Source organism: Gammaproteobacteria bacterium (genome assembly GCA_024235095.1).
In the GTDB taxonomy this organism is placed as follows: domain Bacteria; phylum Pseudomonadota; class Gammaproteobacteria; order Competibacterales; family Competibacteraceae; genus UBA2383.
The window spans coordinates 1,767,068-1,781,366 of record JACKNC010000001.1 but is presented as its reverse complement, the minus strand read 5'-3'; the positions used below and the strand labels follow the sequence as shown (position 1 = coordinate 1,781,366).

The window sequence follows — 14,299 nt, the reverse complement described above, 5'->3', positions numbered from 1 at the left end:
TCAACCCCGTCCATCCAGAAACAACCGATAAGCCGGATTATCTGTCTCTTCCCAGAAGGGATAACCTAGTTCCTGCAGGTACTGATGGAACTGCGGCCGCTCCGCCTCCGGCACCTGGATGCCGACCAGCACCCGGCCATGATCCGAGCCGTGATTGCGGTAATGGAACAGACTGATATTCCAGCCCTGCGCCATGCCGGTCAGGAATTTCAGCAACGCGCCGGGCCGTTCTGGGAACTGGAAGCGATAGAGAATTTCATCGCGGATGCCCGGCGCATGGCCGCCGACCATGTAGCGCACATGCAGCTTGGCCATCTCGTTGTCGCTCATGTCGATGACCGGATAGTCCTGTTCGCGTAAGGCATCGATAATCCGGTTCTTCTCCTCCTCGCCCTCGCTGAGCTGAATGCCGGCAAACACCTGCGCCTCCCGGTCGTCGGCATAACGATAGTTGAATTCGGTGATGGAGCGCTTGCCGATGGTCTGGCAGAACTTGCGGAAGCTGCCAGGCCGCTCCGGGATCGTCACCGCCAGCAGCGCCTCACGCCGTTCGCCCAACTCGGCCCGCTCGGCGACGTGGCGCAACCGGTCAAAGTTGATGTTAGCCCCACAATTAATGGCAATTAAATTCGCGCCCGTGACGCCGGCGCGCTCCACATATTTCTTCACTCCGGCCACGCCCAACGCCCCGGCGGGTTCGGCAATCGAGCGGGTATCGTCGAAAATATCCTTGATGGCGGCGCAGATTTCGTCAGTGGAGACGACGATGATTTCGTCTACCAGTTCTCGCGCCAGGCGAAAAGTTTCCTCGCCCACCTGGCGAACCGCTACGCCGTCGGCGAAAATGCCGACTTGATCCAGCGTAATCCGCTGGTCATGCTCCAGCGCCTGATGCATAGAGGCGGCGTCATCCGGCTCGACGCCGATGATTTTGATCTCGGGCCGCAGGAATTTGATATAAGTGGCGACCCCGGCGACCAGACCGCCGCCACCGACCGCGATGAAGACCGCTTCGATGGGATCGGGATGTTGGCGCAGGATTTCCATGCCAATGGTGCCATTGCCAGCAATGACCTCGGGATCGTCATAAGGGTGAATGAAGGTCAGGCCCTTGTCCGCTTCCAGTTGCCGGGCATGTTGATAGGCTTCATCGTAGGTATCGCCATACAACACGGTTTTGCCGCCCCGGTCGCGCACGGCTTGCACTTTAATCGCCGGCGTGGTGCGCGGCATGACGATGGTGGCCTTAATCCCTAGCCGTTGCGCGGCTAAGGCAACGCCCTGGGCGTGGTTACCGGCTGACGAACAGATCACGCCTTTGTCCAGAGCCGCGCGCGGCAGTTTGGAAATCTTGTTATATGCACCGCGCAGTTTGAAAGAGAACACGGGTTGCAGGTCTTCGCGTTTGAGCAATATCCGGTTGTTCAAGCGTCGGGAGAGGCGATTCATCACCTCCAGCGGTGATTCAATGGCGACGTCGTAAACGCGCGCGGTGAGAATTTTTTTGATGTAGTCGTGCATAATGATTTTGAAAGACTCAGGAGAAAAGACCGCTATGTCCAGCGATGAGATGAAAAAGCGCGCCGCGGCAGCGGCCCTGGAGTATGTCGAAGATGACACGGTTATCGGCGTCGGCACTGGTTCAACAGTCAACTATTTTATTGACGCCCTGTCGCGGATCAAGCATCGGCTTGAAGGCGCGGTATCGAGTTCCGAAGTCACGACGCAACGCTTGAAGGCGTACAAAATCCCAGTGTTGGATTTAAACGCCGCCGGGCCGTTGCTGTTGTATGTCGATGGTGCCGATGAGGTCAACCATCAATTACAAATGATCAAGGGCGGCGGTGGGGCGTTGACCCGGGAAAAAATTGTAGCTGCCGCCAGCGAACGGTTTGTGTGTATTGCCGATCAATCCAAATTGGTCGATATATTAGGGACGTTTCCTTTGCCGATTGAAGTGATCCCGATGGCGCGCAGTTATGTCGGGCGCGAATTGTTGAAACGCGGCGGCCAGCCGGTGCTACGGGAGAATTTTATCACGGATAACGGCAATCTGATCCTGGATGTTTATAACCTGACGATTCTGGAGCCGTCTAAATTGGAAGCGGAACTCAATAATATCGCGGGCGTGGTAACGGTCGGGTTATTTGCCCAGCGACCGGCGGATGTATTGTTGTTGGGAATGGCAGATGGTAGCGTAAAGGTATTAAAGATTTGAAGCGGGACGGCTCATGGCCAACATTCAGAAAATTCGCCAGAAGCTTATTGATCGGGCTTATTATCTTTCTTCTCATGCAGAAGAGGAGATGCTTGATGATAACCTGGAGCGTGATGACATCGAATATGCAGTATTCAAAGGGCGTATTGAAAAGAAACTATCAAAGAATGCCCGAGGTACGCGATATCGTATTGAAGGTCCAGCCAGAAATAGACGGCTAATCCATGTACAAGTATTCACCTCCCCCCTTTGAAAAAGGGGGGCCGGGGGGGGATTACGCACGGGCGACGAGGCCAAAATCCCCTCTCACCCCCCTTTGGCAAAGGGGGGGACTGAACGGTTACATCCATGTTGTTTGCCGATTCAGGGAGGATGCCAATCTGGTGATTATCACTGTATATGCTTTGACGGAGGAATCATGATCTGCGAATTTTGTGGCGGTGAAACCCGCATAAAAAAGGTCAAAAGACAGCATTGGTTGCGAGACCGCCTTTATATTATTGAGAATGTCGAGGCGGAGGTTTGCCAGGAATGCGGAGAACGTTATTTTCACGCTGCCACTCTCGATGCGATTGATCGTCATCTTTTGACAGCGCACCCCGTAAAAAAGCAGATAAGTGTTGAGGTCGTTGATATGGCGGCTTAACGTCTCTTACAAAATATCAGGACTTTCGCTTATGGGCTATTTTTTACTATATATAGATATTTATTGATCATTACCATGCTTTATATGGTAGCCAAGCGAAAGTCCTGAATATAAAAAAACGGGCGCTGCCTCACGGTAGCGCCCGTTCGCCCTTACGCCCGTTGTTTGCCCAGGCCTGATAAATCAGAAATCGACGCGCGTGCCTATAGAGAAGGCATTCTGGTCGCCATTCAACAAGGTATTGGCGTCACGACCAATATATTCAGCCCATACGCGGGTGCGCTTGCTGAAATTGTACTCATAGCCAATCAGGTAATTATCGATCGTGTCGTCATCATGAATTCCGAGAGCTTCGATTGCCTGACTCGATTTGAGGCTGGTATTCATCCGACCATAAGCCGCCCGCACGGTATTATTGCCGAAGCTATATTGGCCAGTGAGATACCAGTTATCTGCGTCATCGTTGCCGAACAGGTATTCGCCACTAAATTGCGTTTTGCTTAACAGACTAAACGTGTTGAAATCACCTCGTTCATAGATAAAACCGACGGCAAACGGACCTTGAGAATAACCCAGACCTAAAACCCACTGATCCAAATCCAGGGTGCTCAGAGTGCCATCAGTCAATGCAATATTGTTCTTTCCTTCCAACTTGATATAGCTAACGCCGGCAAAGAAAGGACCATTAACATATTTACCCGCAAGATTCCAAATATCGATACCATTTGAATAACCTTGCGCATCGTTGTCGCTGCCATTCATGACCAGCATGCCTTCAGCAGTGAAACCATTGAAATTCGGCGTAATGTAATAGAGGCTGTTTTCGAGACGAAATAATGCGCCCCCACCGACCGCCCGACCCGTGCTAAGATCGATATCAAAGCCGTTGAAGGAACCGCCTAGCCAAACGGTAGAACCAAATGATTTATCGGTATTGAAGATATCGGTAATACCCGCAACGTTGTAGTAGGGAGTATCCTGGGTGCCTACCGTCAAAGTTCCAAAATCGCCCCGGAGACCGACAAACTTAGGACGGTTGCCTTCAAAATTACCGCCTTCAGTCGCATCGACTCCAAATTCATATTGGTAAACCGCGCTCAGGCCACCGCCTAATTCCTCGAAACCTTGCACCCCCAGACGCGAGGCGTTATTGACAATATTCCAGTTTCCATCGGGATCAGCAATCCCTAGCGCCTTGTCAAGCGCCCCTACTTTCTCGTCGTTATAGTCCACCGATACCCGCGCAGAACCATAGAGAATCGTATCAGCCTCGACAACGAGTGGAATAGCAAGCGATGCAGCAACAGCCAGAGCAAGAATGGATTTTTTCATGGCGCAATCTCTAAGGTAATTACTAATTGATCAATAAGTTGAATGCAGCTTTCCTATCAATTACGCTCTTTGATGGGAAAACAGACTCAAGAACACTTAATCTCTTTATATACGCATTGCGGCAAAAAAGCAACTGTTAGCCGACAACGATACAGTTATTATTAAAATAACAACAATCAACATCAACCGACATATTTTCCAACGCCATAAACGCAAACGGACGCCCGGAGGCGTCCGCTTATTTCGCTACAAACAATCAGCAGCGACGATTAGAAGTCATGGCGGGTGCCAATGGAGAGCACGCTCTTGTCGCCGATCAGATCGCTGTCCACGCTGCGGCCAATGTACTCAGCCCAAACGCGAGTGCGCTTGCTGAAGTTGTACTGATAACCCAGCCCCCAGTTATCAATGTCATCCTGTATAACGTCAAAGGAAGAATCCAACTGGCGACCGTTACGGAAGACTGGCACCCGACCCTTATCGGGGCTAATGTGACCATAAAGGCCACGGATAATATTGTTACCGAATGTGTACGAACCCGTCAGATAAATATTATCGGAATCACCGAGATACAGCCTATTCACGTCACCGTTTTCGTAATTCAGGCTTACCGCGAAAGGACCTGCGTTGTAGCCGAAGGCCAGAACAAACTGGTCGCCATCCCAAGTCGGCGCAGTATACTTAACATCACCATCAGTACCTCCGAATCTGGGATCATTAAAGAACGCGCCAAAACCTGGACCGTCCAACGCCATGTAGCCGGCGCCTACAAAGAAAGGTCCATTCTTATAGGTTGCGTTAAGCTGGTACATGTCAACGGTATCAGACACATTACATGGGAGCTTATTAGTGGAAACGCAGGTAACCAGTTCGTCGGGGGTTGTCGGATCAGCCGCGCTGGCATCCCCATTCACGACCAACATGGCCTGGAAGCCAAAGCCACTCCAGTTGGGCGAGGTGTACAACACGGTGTTATCCATGCGGATGCCAAAATCGTTGCCCAAATAGGTGCCCGCAGTGAACGTATGGGCACTGCTGTTAAAAATATCGCCAACGCCGGCTACATTGTAGTAAGGAGTCCATTGAGTGCCCAAAGTAACCGAACCCCAGCTGGCGCCCTTCAACCCAACCCACTTCGGACGGTTACTATTAAGATTGCCGCCTTCGGTCGGATCCACACCGAACTCATACTGGTAGATGGCGCTCAACCCGCCACCGAGGTCTTCTTCGCCCTTAACGCCCAGCCGCGAAGCGTTGTTAACGACATCCCAAGTATCAAAGCCCGGGATTATCCGGGTAAGATTACCGCGGCGGTCCGTGGTATAGGTTGAGTCGTTATCCACATAATCAACCGACACGCGGGCCGAGCCATAGAGAGTAGTGTCGGCATGGGCAACAGAACCAAAACCGGTCAGCGCAGCCGCCACAGCCAGCGCAAGAGTAGACTTTTTCATGATTAAACTCCTAGGTTTGTGTTGTATGTACACAACAAAAGGGCGCTTACAATTCGTTGAAGAGATTTATACGCATTCAGAAGCCAAAATGCAACTGATATTTTCAAAAAAAACACAAATTTTTATAGTTTTGATCATGAATACAACAAATTGTTGCTTTAGACACAAAAAACCCACCAATACGGTGGGTGGGTATGGCTGGGGGACTAGGATTCGAACCTAGATTGACGGAGTCAGAGTCCGCTGTCCTGCCGTTAGACGATCCCCCAAACGAAATTCTTAACGCTTCGAGTACTGCGTAGCGCGGCGCGCCTTACGCAAACCAACTTTCTTGCGCTCGACCTCGCGGGCGTCGCGGGTTACAAAACCGGCTTTGCGCAACGAGGGGCGCAGACTGTCATCATACTCCATCAACGCCCGGGTAATTCCGTGCCGGATAGCGCCGGCCTGTCCAGTCATACCGCCGCCCTTGACCGTGACATAAATATCAAACCGCTCCTTAAGATCAACGGCTTCCAATGCCTGGTTCACCACCATACAAGAGGTTTCGCGCCCAAAGTACTCATTTAAGGGTCGCTGATTAACTGTGATTTTCCCTGTGCCTGGCCGCAGAAAAACCCGCGCCGTCGCGGTCTTACGCCGCCCCGTGCCATAATGCTGATTTTCGATCATTCCGGTTTATTCCAACTCTAGTGAACGCGTGCGCTGAATTACAGCTCCAGCGGGATAGGTTGTTGAGCAGTATGCTGATGTTCCGGCCCGGCGTAGACTTTCAGTTTGCGGAACATCGCGCGACCCAGCGGATTCTTGGGCAACATACCCTTGACAGCAATCTCGATGACGCGCTCGGGGGTTTGTTGCAACATCTTTTCCAGGGAAATGGATTTGAGGTTGCCGACGTAGCCCGTCACATGATGATAAAACTTGTCCTCGGTCTTGCGGCCCGTAGTGTGAACTTTTTCCGCATTGACCACGATGATATAGTCACCCGTATCGATATGCGGCGTATACTCGGGTTTGTGTTTGCCGCGCAAGCGACGGGCGATTTCCGATGACAGCCGGCCCAGAACCTTGTCCGTGGCGTCGATCACGTACCAGTCGCGCTTGACCTCGGCCGGCTTGGCGCTGAAAGTTTTCATTTATTAACGTGCTCCGAAAAGTCCGTGTTCGCTTGGAAAAGCGGAGATTCTACTCAAGCGACGGAAGATTGACAAGGGGCGAAGCACTGCTAAATGCGCAATCGCTCCACCACGCGGCCATTGACCAGATGCTCCTCGATAATTTCATCCAGATCCGCGTGATCAATGTAGGTATACCAGGTTGCTTCTGGATAAACCACAATAACCGGTCCCTCCGCGCAACGGTCGAGACAACCGGCATTGTTGATGCGCACTTTACAAGGAATGGCCGCTCCTCGTTCCTTAACCCGCTGCTTGACATAATCGCGGGCTTCCTGAGCGCCGTATTGCTGACAACATTGCGAGCCATCCTCGCGCTGGTTGGTGCAAAAAAATACGTGATAGCGATAATAGGACACGAATCATTCCTCCTGGATACGAGTTGATAGCCATGACGAACCGTCACTATACCCCTGCCGACACCCTTCTCATCAACTTCGATCAGGCGTTGCGCACGGTTTTCGGACAGCCGAAGACCACCGGCCGTCCCAACCCTGCGGTTAACGCGCCATTCGCTGATTTGCAATCCTCGGAACAACGCGAGGCCGCACGATTAATGCGCGTCAATCATACTGGCGAAGTCTGCGCTCAGGCTCTCTATCAGGGTCAATCGCTGACCGCCCAACTGGATGCCGTGCGCGACCGCATGGAGCAGGCCGCCATTGAGGAGAACGATCATCTCGCCTGGTGCGAAACGCGACTGAAGGAATTGGACAGCCATCCCAGCGTGCTAAATCCGCTATTTTACGCCGGCGCTTTCGCCATCGGCGCCTTGGCAGGTAAAGTCGGCGATCGCTGGAGCCTGGGTTTCGTTGCGGAAACCGAACATCAGGTGGTTGACCATCTGAACGCGCATCTCAAGCGTCTGCCGGAGCGCGATCAGGCCAGCCGGGCCATTCTGGAGCAAATGAAGGAAGACGAAGCACGGCACGCAACGCATGCGCTGGCCGCAGGCGGCGCCCGGTTGCCATTGCCGGTTCGCGTGCTCATGAAAGGCGTGGCCAAAGTCATGACTGGAACCACCTATTGGATATAAAACCGCGCAAAATGCAGTTCAAACCTGCCTATTATGTAAGCATTCACCTCCTCCCTTTGAAAAAGGGGGTCGGGAGGGATTTAACACGGGCGTTGGAGCCAAAATCCCCCCTAACCCCCCTTTGCCAAAGGAGGTGACTGAACGGTTACCCTATTATTATTGCCATGATGTTTGCTTCGGCGCCGGTTCCGGTGGCCCGCGCCACAACCCAGGGAGTTTTCAGCAATGCCTATCTCCAATAAGAAATTTCTACCGCTGACGCTCAGCGCAGCGGTTGCCGCCGCCTTCGGCAGTTACACCGCGCATGGCAGTGCGCTCGACCCCGATCCTGCCGTTGACCCGCCGGTGTTGAGCATGTTGGGTAGCTATAACTCCGGCAGAGGGGAGGGCGCAGCGGAAATCGTCGCTTACGATCCCGAAACCCGGCGAGCTTTCGTGGTCAACGCGGTAGACGCCACTGTGGACGTCCTTGACCTGCTCTACCCCGAGAGACCGCGCAAGATCCGCTCCTTGCGAGTCGGTGCGGTCGCGCCCGATTTGGGCAGCGCCAACAGCGTAGCGGTCAAAAACAACCTGGTCGCGGTCGCTATCGAAGCCGATCCCAAGCAGAACTCAGGTCTGATCGCCTTCTATAAAGCCGATACTCTACGGTTTTTAGGTACGGTGGAAGTTGGGGCGCTTCCGGATATGGTGACTTTTACCCCGGACGGCCAGACCTTACTGGTCGCCAACGAAGGCGAACCCAGTGACGATTACCTGAATGATCCGGAGGGTTCGATCACCCTCATTGATCTCAGTCGAGGCGTTAGGCGAGCGACCGCGCGCACGGCCGATTTTCGCGCTTTCAACGACCAGATAACCCGACTCCGTAAAATCGGGGTGCGAATTTACGGTCCAAACGCCAGCGTCGCGCAGGATCTTGAGCCGGAATATATCACCGTTTCCGATGATGGCCACACCGCCTGGGTGACATTGCAGGAGAACAATGCCCTGGCGGTTGTGGATATTCCCTCGGCTACGGTCCGCGATATCGTGCCGCTTGGCGTCAAATCTTATTACTTTAGTGGGCCAGCGACGCTCAAGAAATTCAATTTCCCAGAACTGCCGGTGATCGGCATCACGGAAGTCTGTCACGAAATTTTACGGTTAGGAGGGTTCTCCGGCCTGGCTTTCGAAGGATGCTACGAAAGCTGCAAGACGGATGAATTACATTTCATTACCCATACAGATCGCGGTCCCAACGCCGAGCCGCTGGACGTCGATGGCGACGGCGTGGCCGAACGACCCTTTGCCCTGCCCGAATTTCAGCCGCAATGGCGACGCTTCGTTCTTAACCTGACCACGGGCGAGATCGAGCTGAAAAAAGGAACGCCATTGACGCAAATCAACGGCGCACCGCTGACGGGACTGCCGAATCTGTCGGGACCAGCCGGGCTGGCCAACAGCGATGAGAAACCCGTTACGCTCTTCGGGGCGCCTCTGCGTCTTGATCCACTCGGCGCAGACCTGGAAGGCATTGTCCGCGATCCTACGGATGGCACGTATTGGATGGCCGATGAGTACCGGCCATCGATCTATCACTTCGACGCCGATGGCCGAATGCTGCAACGCTTCGTACCTGCGGGCGCTAATCAGGGTCCGCAAACGACCGGCAGTTCCGCTCTACCCGCAGAACTAGGGCAACGCCGCATCAATCGCGGTTTTGAGGCCATCGCCTACGCTGGCGGTCTGCTTTACGCTTTTCTGCAAAGTCCCCTTGATAATCCGGATACTACAGACGACGCTAACAGCAAGGCCAGTCGCTGGAGCCGGGTCGTGGTGTTCGACACGAAGCGCCAGCGCACGGTAGCCCAGTATGTTTACCCGATGGAATACAAGGTTGGCCCCTGGTCCAAGGGCAATCTTACAGACAAGATCGGCGACGCTGTGGCGCTGGGCGGCGGTCGCTTTCTGGTGTTGGAACGCGATTCCGGTTCGGACGCCACATCCAGCAAGTATATCTTTCGCCTTGACTTGAATGGGGCTACCAATCTGGAAACGCTGTCCAATGACATCGTCGGTCCGGGGGGGGCGCTGGAAACGATGAGCGCCGCTGATCTGGCCACCGCCGGCATCGTTACCGCACGCAAGACCCTGGTCGTCGATTTAGCCGCGCTTGGTTATCTGCCTAACGACAAACCGGAAGGATTGGCGTTGGTCGGCGAAAACGACGAGGAAATCGTCTTGGCAGTGCTTAACGACAATGATTTTGGCTTAAGCGATAAACCTATTCGTCTTGATGGATTCCTGAATTTTCAAAACCCTCTGGCGCCAGTGCAATTGGGTCTGATAACCATCAAGAAGCAGATGATCGACGCCAGCGACCGGGATGGCGGTCCGCATCTGGCCTATTGGCCGGTCGTGGGCATGTATCAGCCGGACGGGATCGCCAACTTTACAGTGAATGGCGAAACTTACCTTGTTACCGCCAACGAAGGCGATGCCCGCGACTATTCCGGCTACTCCGAGGAGACCCGCGTAGGCGATGTAACGCTTGATCCGCTCTACTTTGCGAATATTGACGTCCTTCAGCGCGAAGATCAGTTGGGCCGGCTCAAGATCACGACCGCGAACGGTGATCCCGATGGCGATGGCGTCTTCAGCGCGTTGTATAGTTTTGGCGGACGGTCATTCAGCATCTGGAGCAGCGAGGGCCGGTTGGTGTTTGACAGCGCTGCGGATTTTGAGCGCAATACGCAAAAGAATGGCGTCTGGATCAATCCGGACAGTGAAGGCCGCAGTGACGACAAGGGGCCTGAGCCAGAGGGCGTGGTCGTTGGCGATGCGGGGGGGCGCACCTATGCCTTTATCGGTCTGGAGCGCGCAGGCGGGGTCATGGTTTACGATGTGACTAATCCAGCCAAACCGATCTTCCAGCAATGGGCCTATAACCCAGGACATGTCTCGCCGGAAGGTTTGGCCTTCGTGCCGGCCAGCGAAAGTCCCGATGGCCATCCCTTGTTGCTGGTTAGCCACGAAGTCAGCGGCACGTTGGTCATTTATCGGGTTAATCGTTAACGTCGCCTGTATAAAACTCTCCTCTCCTACGGGGAGAGGAGGTTGGGGATGAGGACAGTTTTCAACCACTTAATAGATAGCGAAAGGCAGGCATGACCGCGATCCAGCGGTAATCGTTTCAATCAATGGGGAAATAAAAGCAGATTACTCAACATAAACACGGCCACTACCACGACCATGCCGGCAAACAGTTTCTGCAACATTGGCCCCGCGATATACCGCCCCACGGCGATGCCCAGCGCCATGCCGCCCAGTCCGCCAAAAACAAAAGGAAGAGTGATGCCGACGTTCAGGTGATGTCCGACCGCGAGATGGGACAGAAATCCAATAGCACTGATGATGGCAATCACCCAAAGCGACGTAGCGACCGCCCGTCGCATGGGCAGCGAGGCCAGCATGACCAGCGCCGGTACGATGAGGAACCCGCCGCCCACCCCAAACAGACCCGACAGCAAGCCGGTCAACGTTCCCGCTACGGCTAGACGCAGGGCGCAGCGCGAAGTGAATTGCAAGCGGCCGCCAGGATCGTAGCGACAAGCCGGTCCAGCATTATCGCCGTCGGTGTGACCGTTGGCGCGAATCAGTCGGGTTTCCTCGGGGTAACGGCTGGCTTGCCGCCACATGCGGAATGCCACCGCCAGCATTAGCAACGCAAAGCCCGCCAGTAGAATGGTTGCTGGAAAACGCGGATTCAGCCAAGCGCCCAGTGGCGCGCCCATGATGCCGGACAGACCAAAAATAATGGCGGTGCGCGGTTCGGCATCGCCATCGCGCAACCGGGCCAATCCACCGCCGAATGCGGTTGCGCCAACCGCCGCCAGTGAAATGACCACGGCTTGATGGGCCGGTGTATGCAGACCATAAACCAGCAACGGCACCGCAAAGATGGAGCCGCCTCCGCCCGTTAAACCGAGTGAAAAACCGATGACCAGACCAAAGAACAGACTGAGGAACATGTTTTTATACCGTCCACCATCAGAAAATGCACAATGTTAGGATCACTTAACCTCTTGATCAATGATGCTCAAAAGTGATCATGCTAATGCAGTCAGCGCATAAATTATTTAAATGCCGGACCGGCACAGTAAAGGATTCCGTTGACGTCCATGTCACTGTAGCGGTTTTTTTCTGGGGATCGTCCACAATACCAGCCAATCCCCGGGTTTTGAAATTGCTTTTAATAGCTGTCTGCAGGTTATTTTCTGTCGTTTTATCTTTTGACATCCGGGCCTTGATCAACGCCTCATATTGCTCTTCCAGCGCTTGATTGCGTTGCCGGAACGCTAGAAAGAGAATACTTTCCGAACCCACGTTATTATCGAGCTGGAAGGATTTGTCCTTGGCGGGCAGATGATAAACAACGCCGGCTTTCACTGGATTGAAATTGTCAACTCTGACGCCTCCAAAATCCCGCATTGGGAAGAGCTGAAAAATTGCCTTACTGCTATCAACCTGGAAGATGTAAACATAACTGTCTTCCTCGGGAGTAAACTGGACCTTGTAATGATCGCCGGAATTTAGCGCGCTCCCCTCGACCAGTGGCTTCAAAGCGCCTTGGCCACCGGGACGGTAAACATAATTCACTTTAAAGTTTAGCGGCTTGACCTCAGCAGCTTGAGGTGTGGGGGGCATTGACGCCGGTTTCGGGGTTGCATCGCCCGGTTGAGGAGTGATCTTGACCGTTCCAGCCGGTCCTCGGGTTGTCAGGTCGGTTTCGGATGCAGGTTCGGCCGCGTTCACAACACCCGTGACGTTTAACAACAAGCTGCCAACGATTAATGGCAAGGAATTGAACCAACAGAGCTTATAGATCATGACTGCCTCTCGCTGTATGTTTGAAATTTAACACGGGCATAGCGCCCACTTGGGTTTTCTGCAAGCCATCAGTCAACCGGGCTTGCGCTTCCTGGATTCGCGACGGGTCCTCTGAGCGACGCGCTTCAACCAGCGCTGTATATTCATCCTCCAAGTCAGCATTACGATTGTGGAAAGCCAAAGCGTGGATTTGTTCCTGACCAATTTGGTCATCCAGTTGGAACGCTTCATCCTGGGCCGGCATGAAGTAAGTTACGCCTGCCTGTACGGGGTTTGCATTAGCTGCCATTTGCGAAGGATTGCTACTGTCGGCTGGAAATAGACGATAAACCCCTCCGCTACTGTCGATTTGGAAAATATAGACATAGCCGTGCTGTTTGGGCGTAAAATGAATCTGGTAGTAATCTCCGGAGCGCATCACTCCGCTATTCAGCAATGGACGGAAATTAAGCTGATCCGCTGGCTTATAAGAATACGAAATCTCGATGGGAAGGATATCATCGAGTGAGCGCTGCTTCAAAAAGTATCCCAATCCAGCGAGTAAAACAATAACGACGATTAAAAGAGAAATACCAATGAAATATTTTTTGAGTCTGAATTGATGATTGACTTTGTTCTCCTTCCTTGCTTGAGATAAAACGATGGTTTTATCGTTTTTTTGATCAATTACGTTATCTTTATTTTTATTCTTGCTTTCGCTAATACCGTCAAGAGCCTCGATGAGTTGTTCGGCTGTCTTAAAGCGATCATTTGGACTGCGCGCCAGCAACTTGTCCAAAATACCCTGATAGTGATTGAATTCTGTCGGCAAGGATTCTGTTGCGCCATCCGGAGTTCGATCGGGGCGGTATCCAGTGAGCATCTCAAAGAATACTAAACCGAGAGAATACAGATCGCTACGACCATCAAGCACTTTACCTTGAGCCTGCTCGGGACTCATATAAAGGATCGTGCCAATCGCCAGGCCCGTTGCGGTAAGAGGGGCCGTGTCTTCAAAAGCCTTGGCAATGCCAAAATCCGAGAGCACTGCATTACTATCATCACGAAACAGGATATTAGCGGGTTTAATATCTCGATGAACAAAACCCTGATGGTGGGCATGGCCCAGAGCGCCGGCCAGTTGCCGCAGAATATTAACAGCTTGTTCTGCGGACAAGCCTTTTTGAATACGATTCTTTAACGTGCCGCCTTCCACATACTCCATGACCATGTAGTACTGGTTCAGACATTCCCCAATATCGTGAATCGTCAGAATATGCGGATGCCTGAGACGAGCAACGATTTTTCCTTCTTTAAGAAAACGCTGACGAAATGTAGCGTCAACGCTCAGGGAAGGATTAATCACCTTGATCGCGACTGGGCGTTCGAGGGCTTCCTGGATTGCCAAATACACTTGGCCCATAGCGCCCCCGCTAATCAGTTTTTCAACCTTATAGCCAGGAATAACAGGAACCGTATCAATAACCTTGATGATATTGTCTATCGCAATATCTTTATTGCCGTAAGGCTTCGCATTATCAGGATAGGACATCAATCGTTACTCATGGAGTATTGAACACATTC

Annotated in this window: 14 protein-coding genes and 1 tRNA gene; 5 read left to right on the top strand and 10 right to left on the bottom strand. The window is 52.9% G+C overall.

Annotated elements, in window-relative coordinates; translation table 11 throughout:
• Nucleotides 1-1,521 (bottom strand): threonine ammonia-lyase, biosynthetic, encoded by a 1,521-nt coding sequence (gene ilvA, locus H6973_07830; GenBank protein MCP5125536.1) that lies wholly within the window; start codon nt 1,519-1,521, stop codon nt 1-3.
• Between the two features lie 34 nt (nt 1,522-1,555).
• Here ilvA and rpiA point away from each other — a divergent pair, with 34 nt between their 5' ends.
• From rpiA to H6973_07815, 3 genes are all read left to right on the top strand, one after another.
• Entirely contained in the window at nt 1,556-2,218 is a 663-nt protein-coding gene (rpiA, locus tag H6973_07825) for a ribose-5-phosphate isomerase RpiA (GenBank protein MCP5125535.1), read from the top strand.
• Between the two features lie 13 nt (nt 2,219-2,231).
• Nucleotides 2,232-2,471: a DUF4258 domain-containing protein gene (locus tag H6973_07820; GenBank protein MCP5125534.1), complete on the top strand. Its 240-nt coding sequence runs from the start codon at nt 2,232-2,234 to the stop codon at nt 2,469-2,471.
• 165 nt (nt 2,472-2,636) lie between these two features.
• Nucleotides 2,637-2,864: a YgiT-type zinc finger protein gene (locus tag H6973_07815; protein ID MCP5125533.1), complete on the top strand. Its 228-nt coding sequence runs from the start codon at nt 2,637-2,639 to the stop codon at nt 2,862-2,864.
• A 183-nt stretch (nt 2,865-3,047) separates the two neighbouring features.
• Here H6973_07815 and H6973_07810 read toward each other — a convergent pair whose 3' ends face one another.
• The 6 genes from H6973_07810 to H6973_07785 form a co-directional block, all read right to left on the bottom strand.
• On the bottom strand, nt 3,048-4,196 hold the full coding sequence (locus tag H6973_07810; protein MCP5125532.1) for a porin: 1,149 nt from the start codon (nt 4,194-4,196) through the stop codon (nt 3,048-3,050).
• Nucleotides 4,197-4,465: 269 nt separating this feature from the next.
• Nucleotides 4,466-5,650 carry a porin gene (locus H6973_07805; GenBank protein MCP5125531.1) on the bottom strand — a complete coding sequence of 395 codons (1,185 nt, stop codon included), beginning with the start codon at nt 5,648-5,650 and terminating at the stop codon, nt 4,466-4,468.
• A gap of 195 nt (nt 5,651-5,845) precedes the next feature.
• Nucleotides 5,846-5,919, bottom strand: a tRNA-Gln gene (locus tag H6973_07800).
• A gap of 10 nt (nt 5,920-5,929) precedes the next feature.
• Nucleotides 5,930-6,322, bottom strand: a complete 393-nt coding sequence (rpsI, locus tag H6973_07795; protein MCP5125530.1) for a 30S ribosomal protein S9 — start codon at nt 6,320-6,322, stop codon at nt 5,930-5,932.
• Nucleotides 6,323-6,360: 38 nt separating this feature from the next.
• A complete protein-coding gene (gene rplM, locus H6973_07790; GenBank protein MCP5125529.1) occupies nt 6,361-6,789 on the bottom strand; it encodes a 50S ribosomal protein L13 in 429 nt (142 codons plus the stop codon).
• 89 nt (nt 6,790-6,878) lie between these two features.
• Nucleotides 6,879-7,187 carry an NAD(P)H-dependent oxidoreductase subunit E gene (locus H6973_07785; GenBank protein ID MCP5125528.1) on the bottom strand — a complete coding sequence of 103 codons (309 nt, stop codon included), beginning with the start codon at nt 7,185-7,187 and terminating at the stop codon, nt 6,879-6,881.
• A gap of 32 nt (nt 7,188-7,219) precedes the next feature.
• On the opposite strand from H6973_07785, the gene coq7 reads away from it, so the two are divergent.
• Together coq7 and H6973_07775 are read left to right on the top strand one after the other, a co-directional pair.
• Nucleotides 7,220-7,864 carry a 2-polyprenyl-3-methyl-6-methoxy-1,4-benzoquinone monooxygenase gene (gene coq7, locus H6973_07780; protein MCP5125527.1) on the top strand — a complete coding sequence of 215 codons (645 nt, stop codon included), beginning with the start codon at nt 7,220-7,222 and terminating at the stop codon, nt 7,862-7,864.
• 225 nt (nt 7,865-8,089) lie between these two features.
• Complete coding sequence (locus tag H6973_07775) at nt 8,090-10,921, top strand: esterase-like activity of phytase family protein (GenBank protein MCP5125526.1); 2,832 nt, start codon at nt 8,090-8,092, stop codon at nt 10,919-10,921.
• A gap of 122 nt (nt 10,922-11,043) precedes the next feature.
• Here the strand turns inward: H6973_07775 and H6973_07770 are convergent, their stop codons facing one another.
• The 3 genes from H6973_07770 to H6973_07760 are packed head-to-tail and all read right to left on the bottom strand — an operon-like array spanning nt 11,044 to nt 14,267.
• A complete protein-coding gene (locus H6973_07770) occupies nt 11,044-11,877 on the bottom strand; it encodes a sulfite exporter TauE/SafE family protein (GenBank protein MCP5125525.1) in 834 nt (277 codons plus the stop codon).
• A gap of 58 nt (nt 11,878-11,935) precedes the next feature.
• On the bottom strand, nt 11,936-12,736 hold the full coding sequence (locus tag H6973_07765) for a DUF4384 domain-containing protein (protein MCP5125524.1): 801 nt from the start codon (nt 12,734-12,736) through the stop codon (nt 11,936-11,938).
• On the bottom strand, nt 12,726-14,267 hold the full coding sequence (locus H6973_07760) for a protein kinase (GenBank protein MCP5125523.1): 1,542 nt from the start codon (nt 14,265-14,267) through the stop codon (nt 12,726-12,728). Before H6973_07760 ends, H6973_07765 begins: the two co-directional genes overlap by 11 nt.
• Between the last annotated feature and the right edge of the window lie 32 nt (nt 14,268-14,299).

Excerpts from the sequence above, each read along its gene's own strand:
- ilvA (MCP5125536.1), bottom strand. The coding sequence starts at position 1,521 with ATGCACGACTACATCAAAAAAATTCTCACCGCGCGCGTTTACGACGTC.
- rpiA (MCP5125535.1), top strand. The coding sequence starts at position 1,556 with ATGTCCAGCGATGAGATGAAAAAGCGCGCCGCGGCAGCGGCCCTGGAG.
- H6973_07820 (MCP5125534.1), top strand. The coding sequence starts at position 2,232 with ATGGCCAACATTCAGAAAATTCGCCAGAAGCTTATTGATCGGGCTTAT.
- H6973_07815 (MCP5125533.1), top strand. The coding sequence starts at position 2,637 with ATGATCTGCGAATTTTGTGGCGGTGAAACCCGCATAAAAAAGGTCAAA.
- H6973_07810 (MCP5125532.1), bottom strand. The coding sequence starts at position 4,196 with ATGAAAAAATCCATTCTTGCTCTGGCTGTTGCTGCATCGCTTGCTATT.
- H6973_07805 (MCP5125531.1), bottom strand. The coding sequence starts at position 5,650 with ATGAAAAAGTCTACTCTTGCGCTGGCTGTGGCGGCTGCGCTGACCGGT.
- rpsI (MCP5125530.1), bottom strand. The coding sequence starts at position 6,322 with ATGATCGAAAATCAGCATTATGGCACGGGGCGGCGTAAGACCGCGACG.
- rplM (MCP5125529.1), bottom strand. The coding sequence starts at position 6,789 with ATGAAAACTTTCAGCGCCAAGCCGGCCGAGGTCAAGCGCGACTGGTAC.
- coq7 (MCP5125527.1), top strand. The coding sequence starts at position 7,220 with ATGACGAACCGTCACTATACCCCTGCCGACACCCTTCTCATCAACTTC.
- H6973_07775 (MCP5125526.1), top strand. The coding sequence starts at position 8,090 with ATGCCTATCTCCAATAAGAAATTTCTACCGCTGACGCTCAGCGCAGCG.
- H6973_07770 (MCP5125525.1), bottom strand. The coding sequence starts at position 11,877 with ATGTTCCTCAGTCTGTTCTTTGGTCTGGTCATCGGTTTTTCACTCGGT.
- H6973_07765 (MCP5125524.1), bottom strand. The coding sequence starts at position 12,736 with ATGATCTATAAGCTCTGTTGGTTCAATTCCTTGCCATTAATCGTTGGC.
- H6973_07760 (MCP5125523.1), bottom strand. The coding sequence starts at position 14,267 with ATGTCCTATCCTGATAATGCGAAGCCTTACGGCAATAAAGATATTGCG.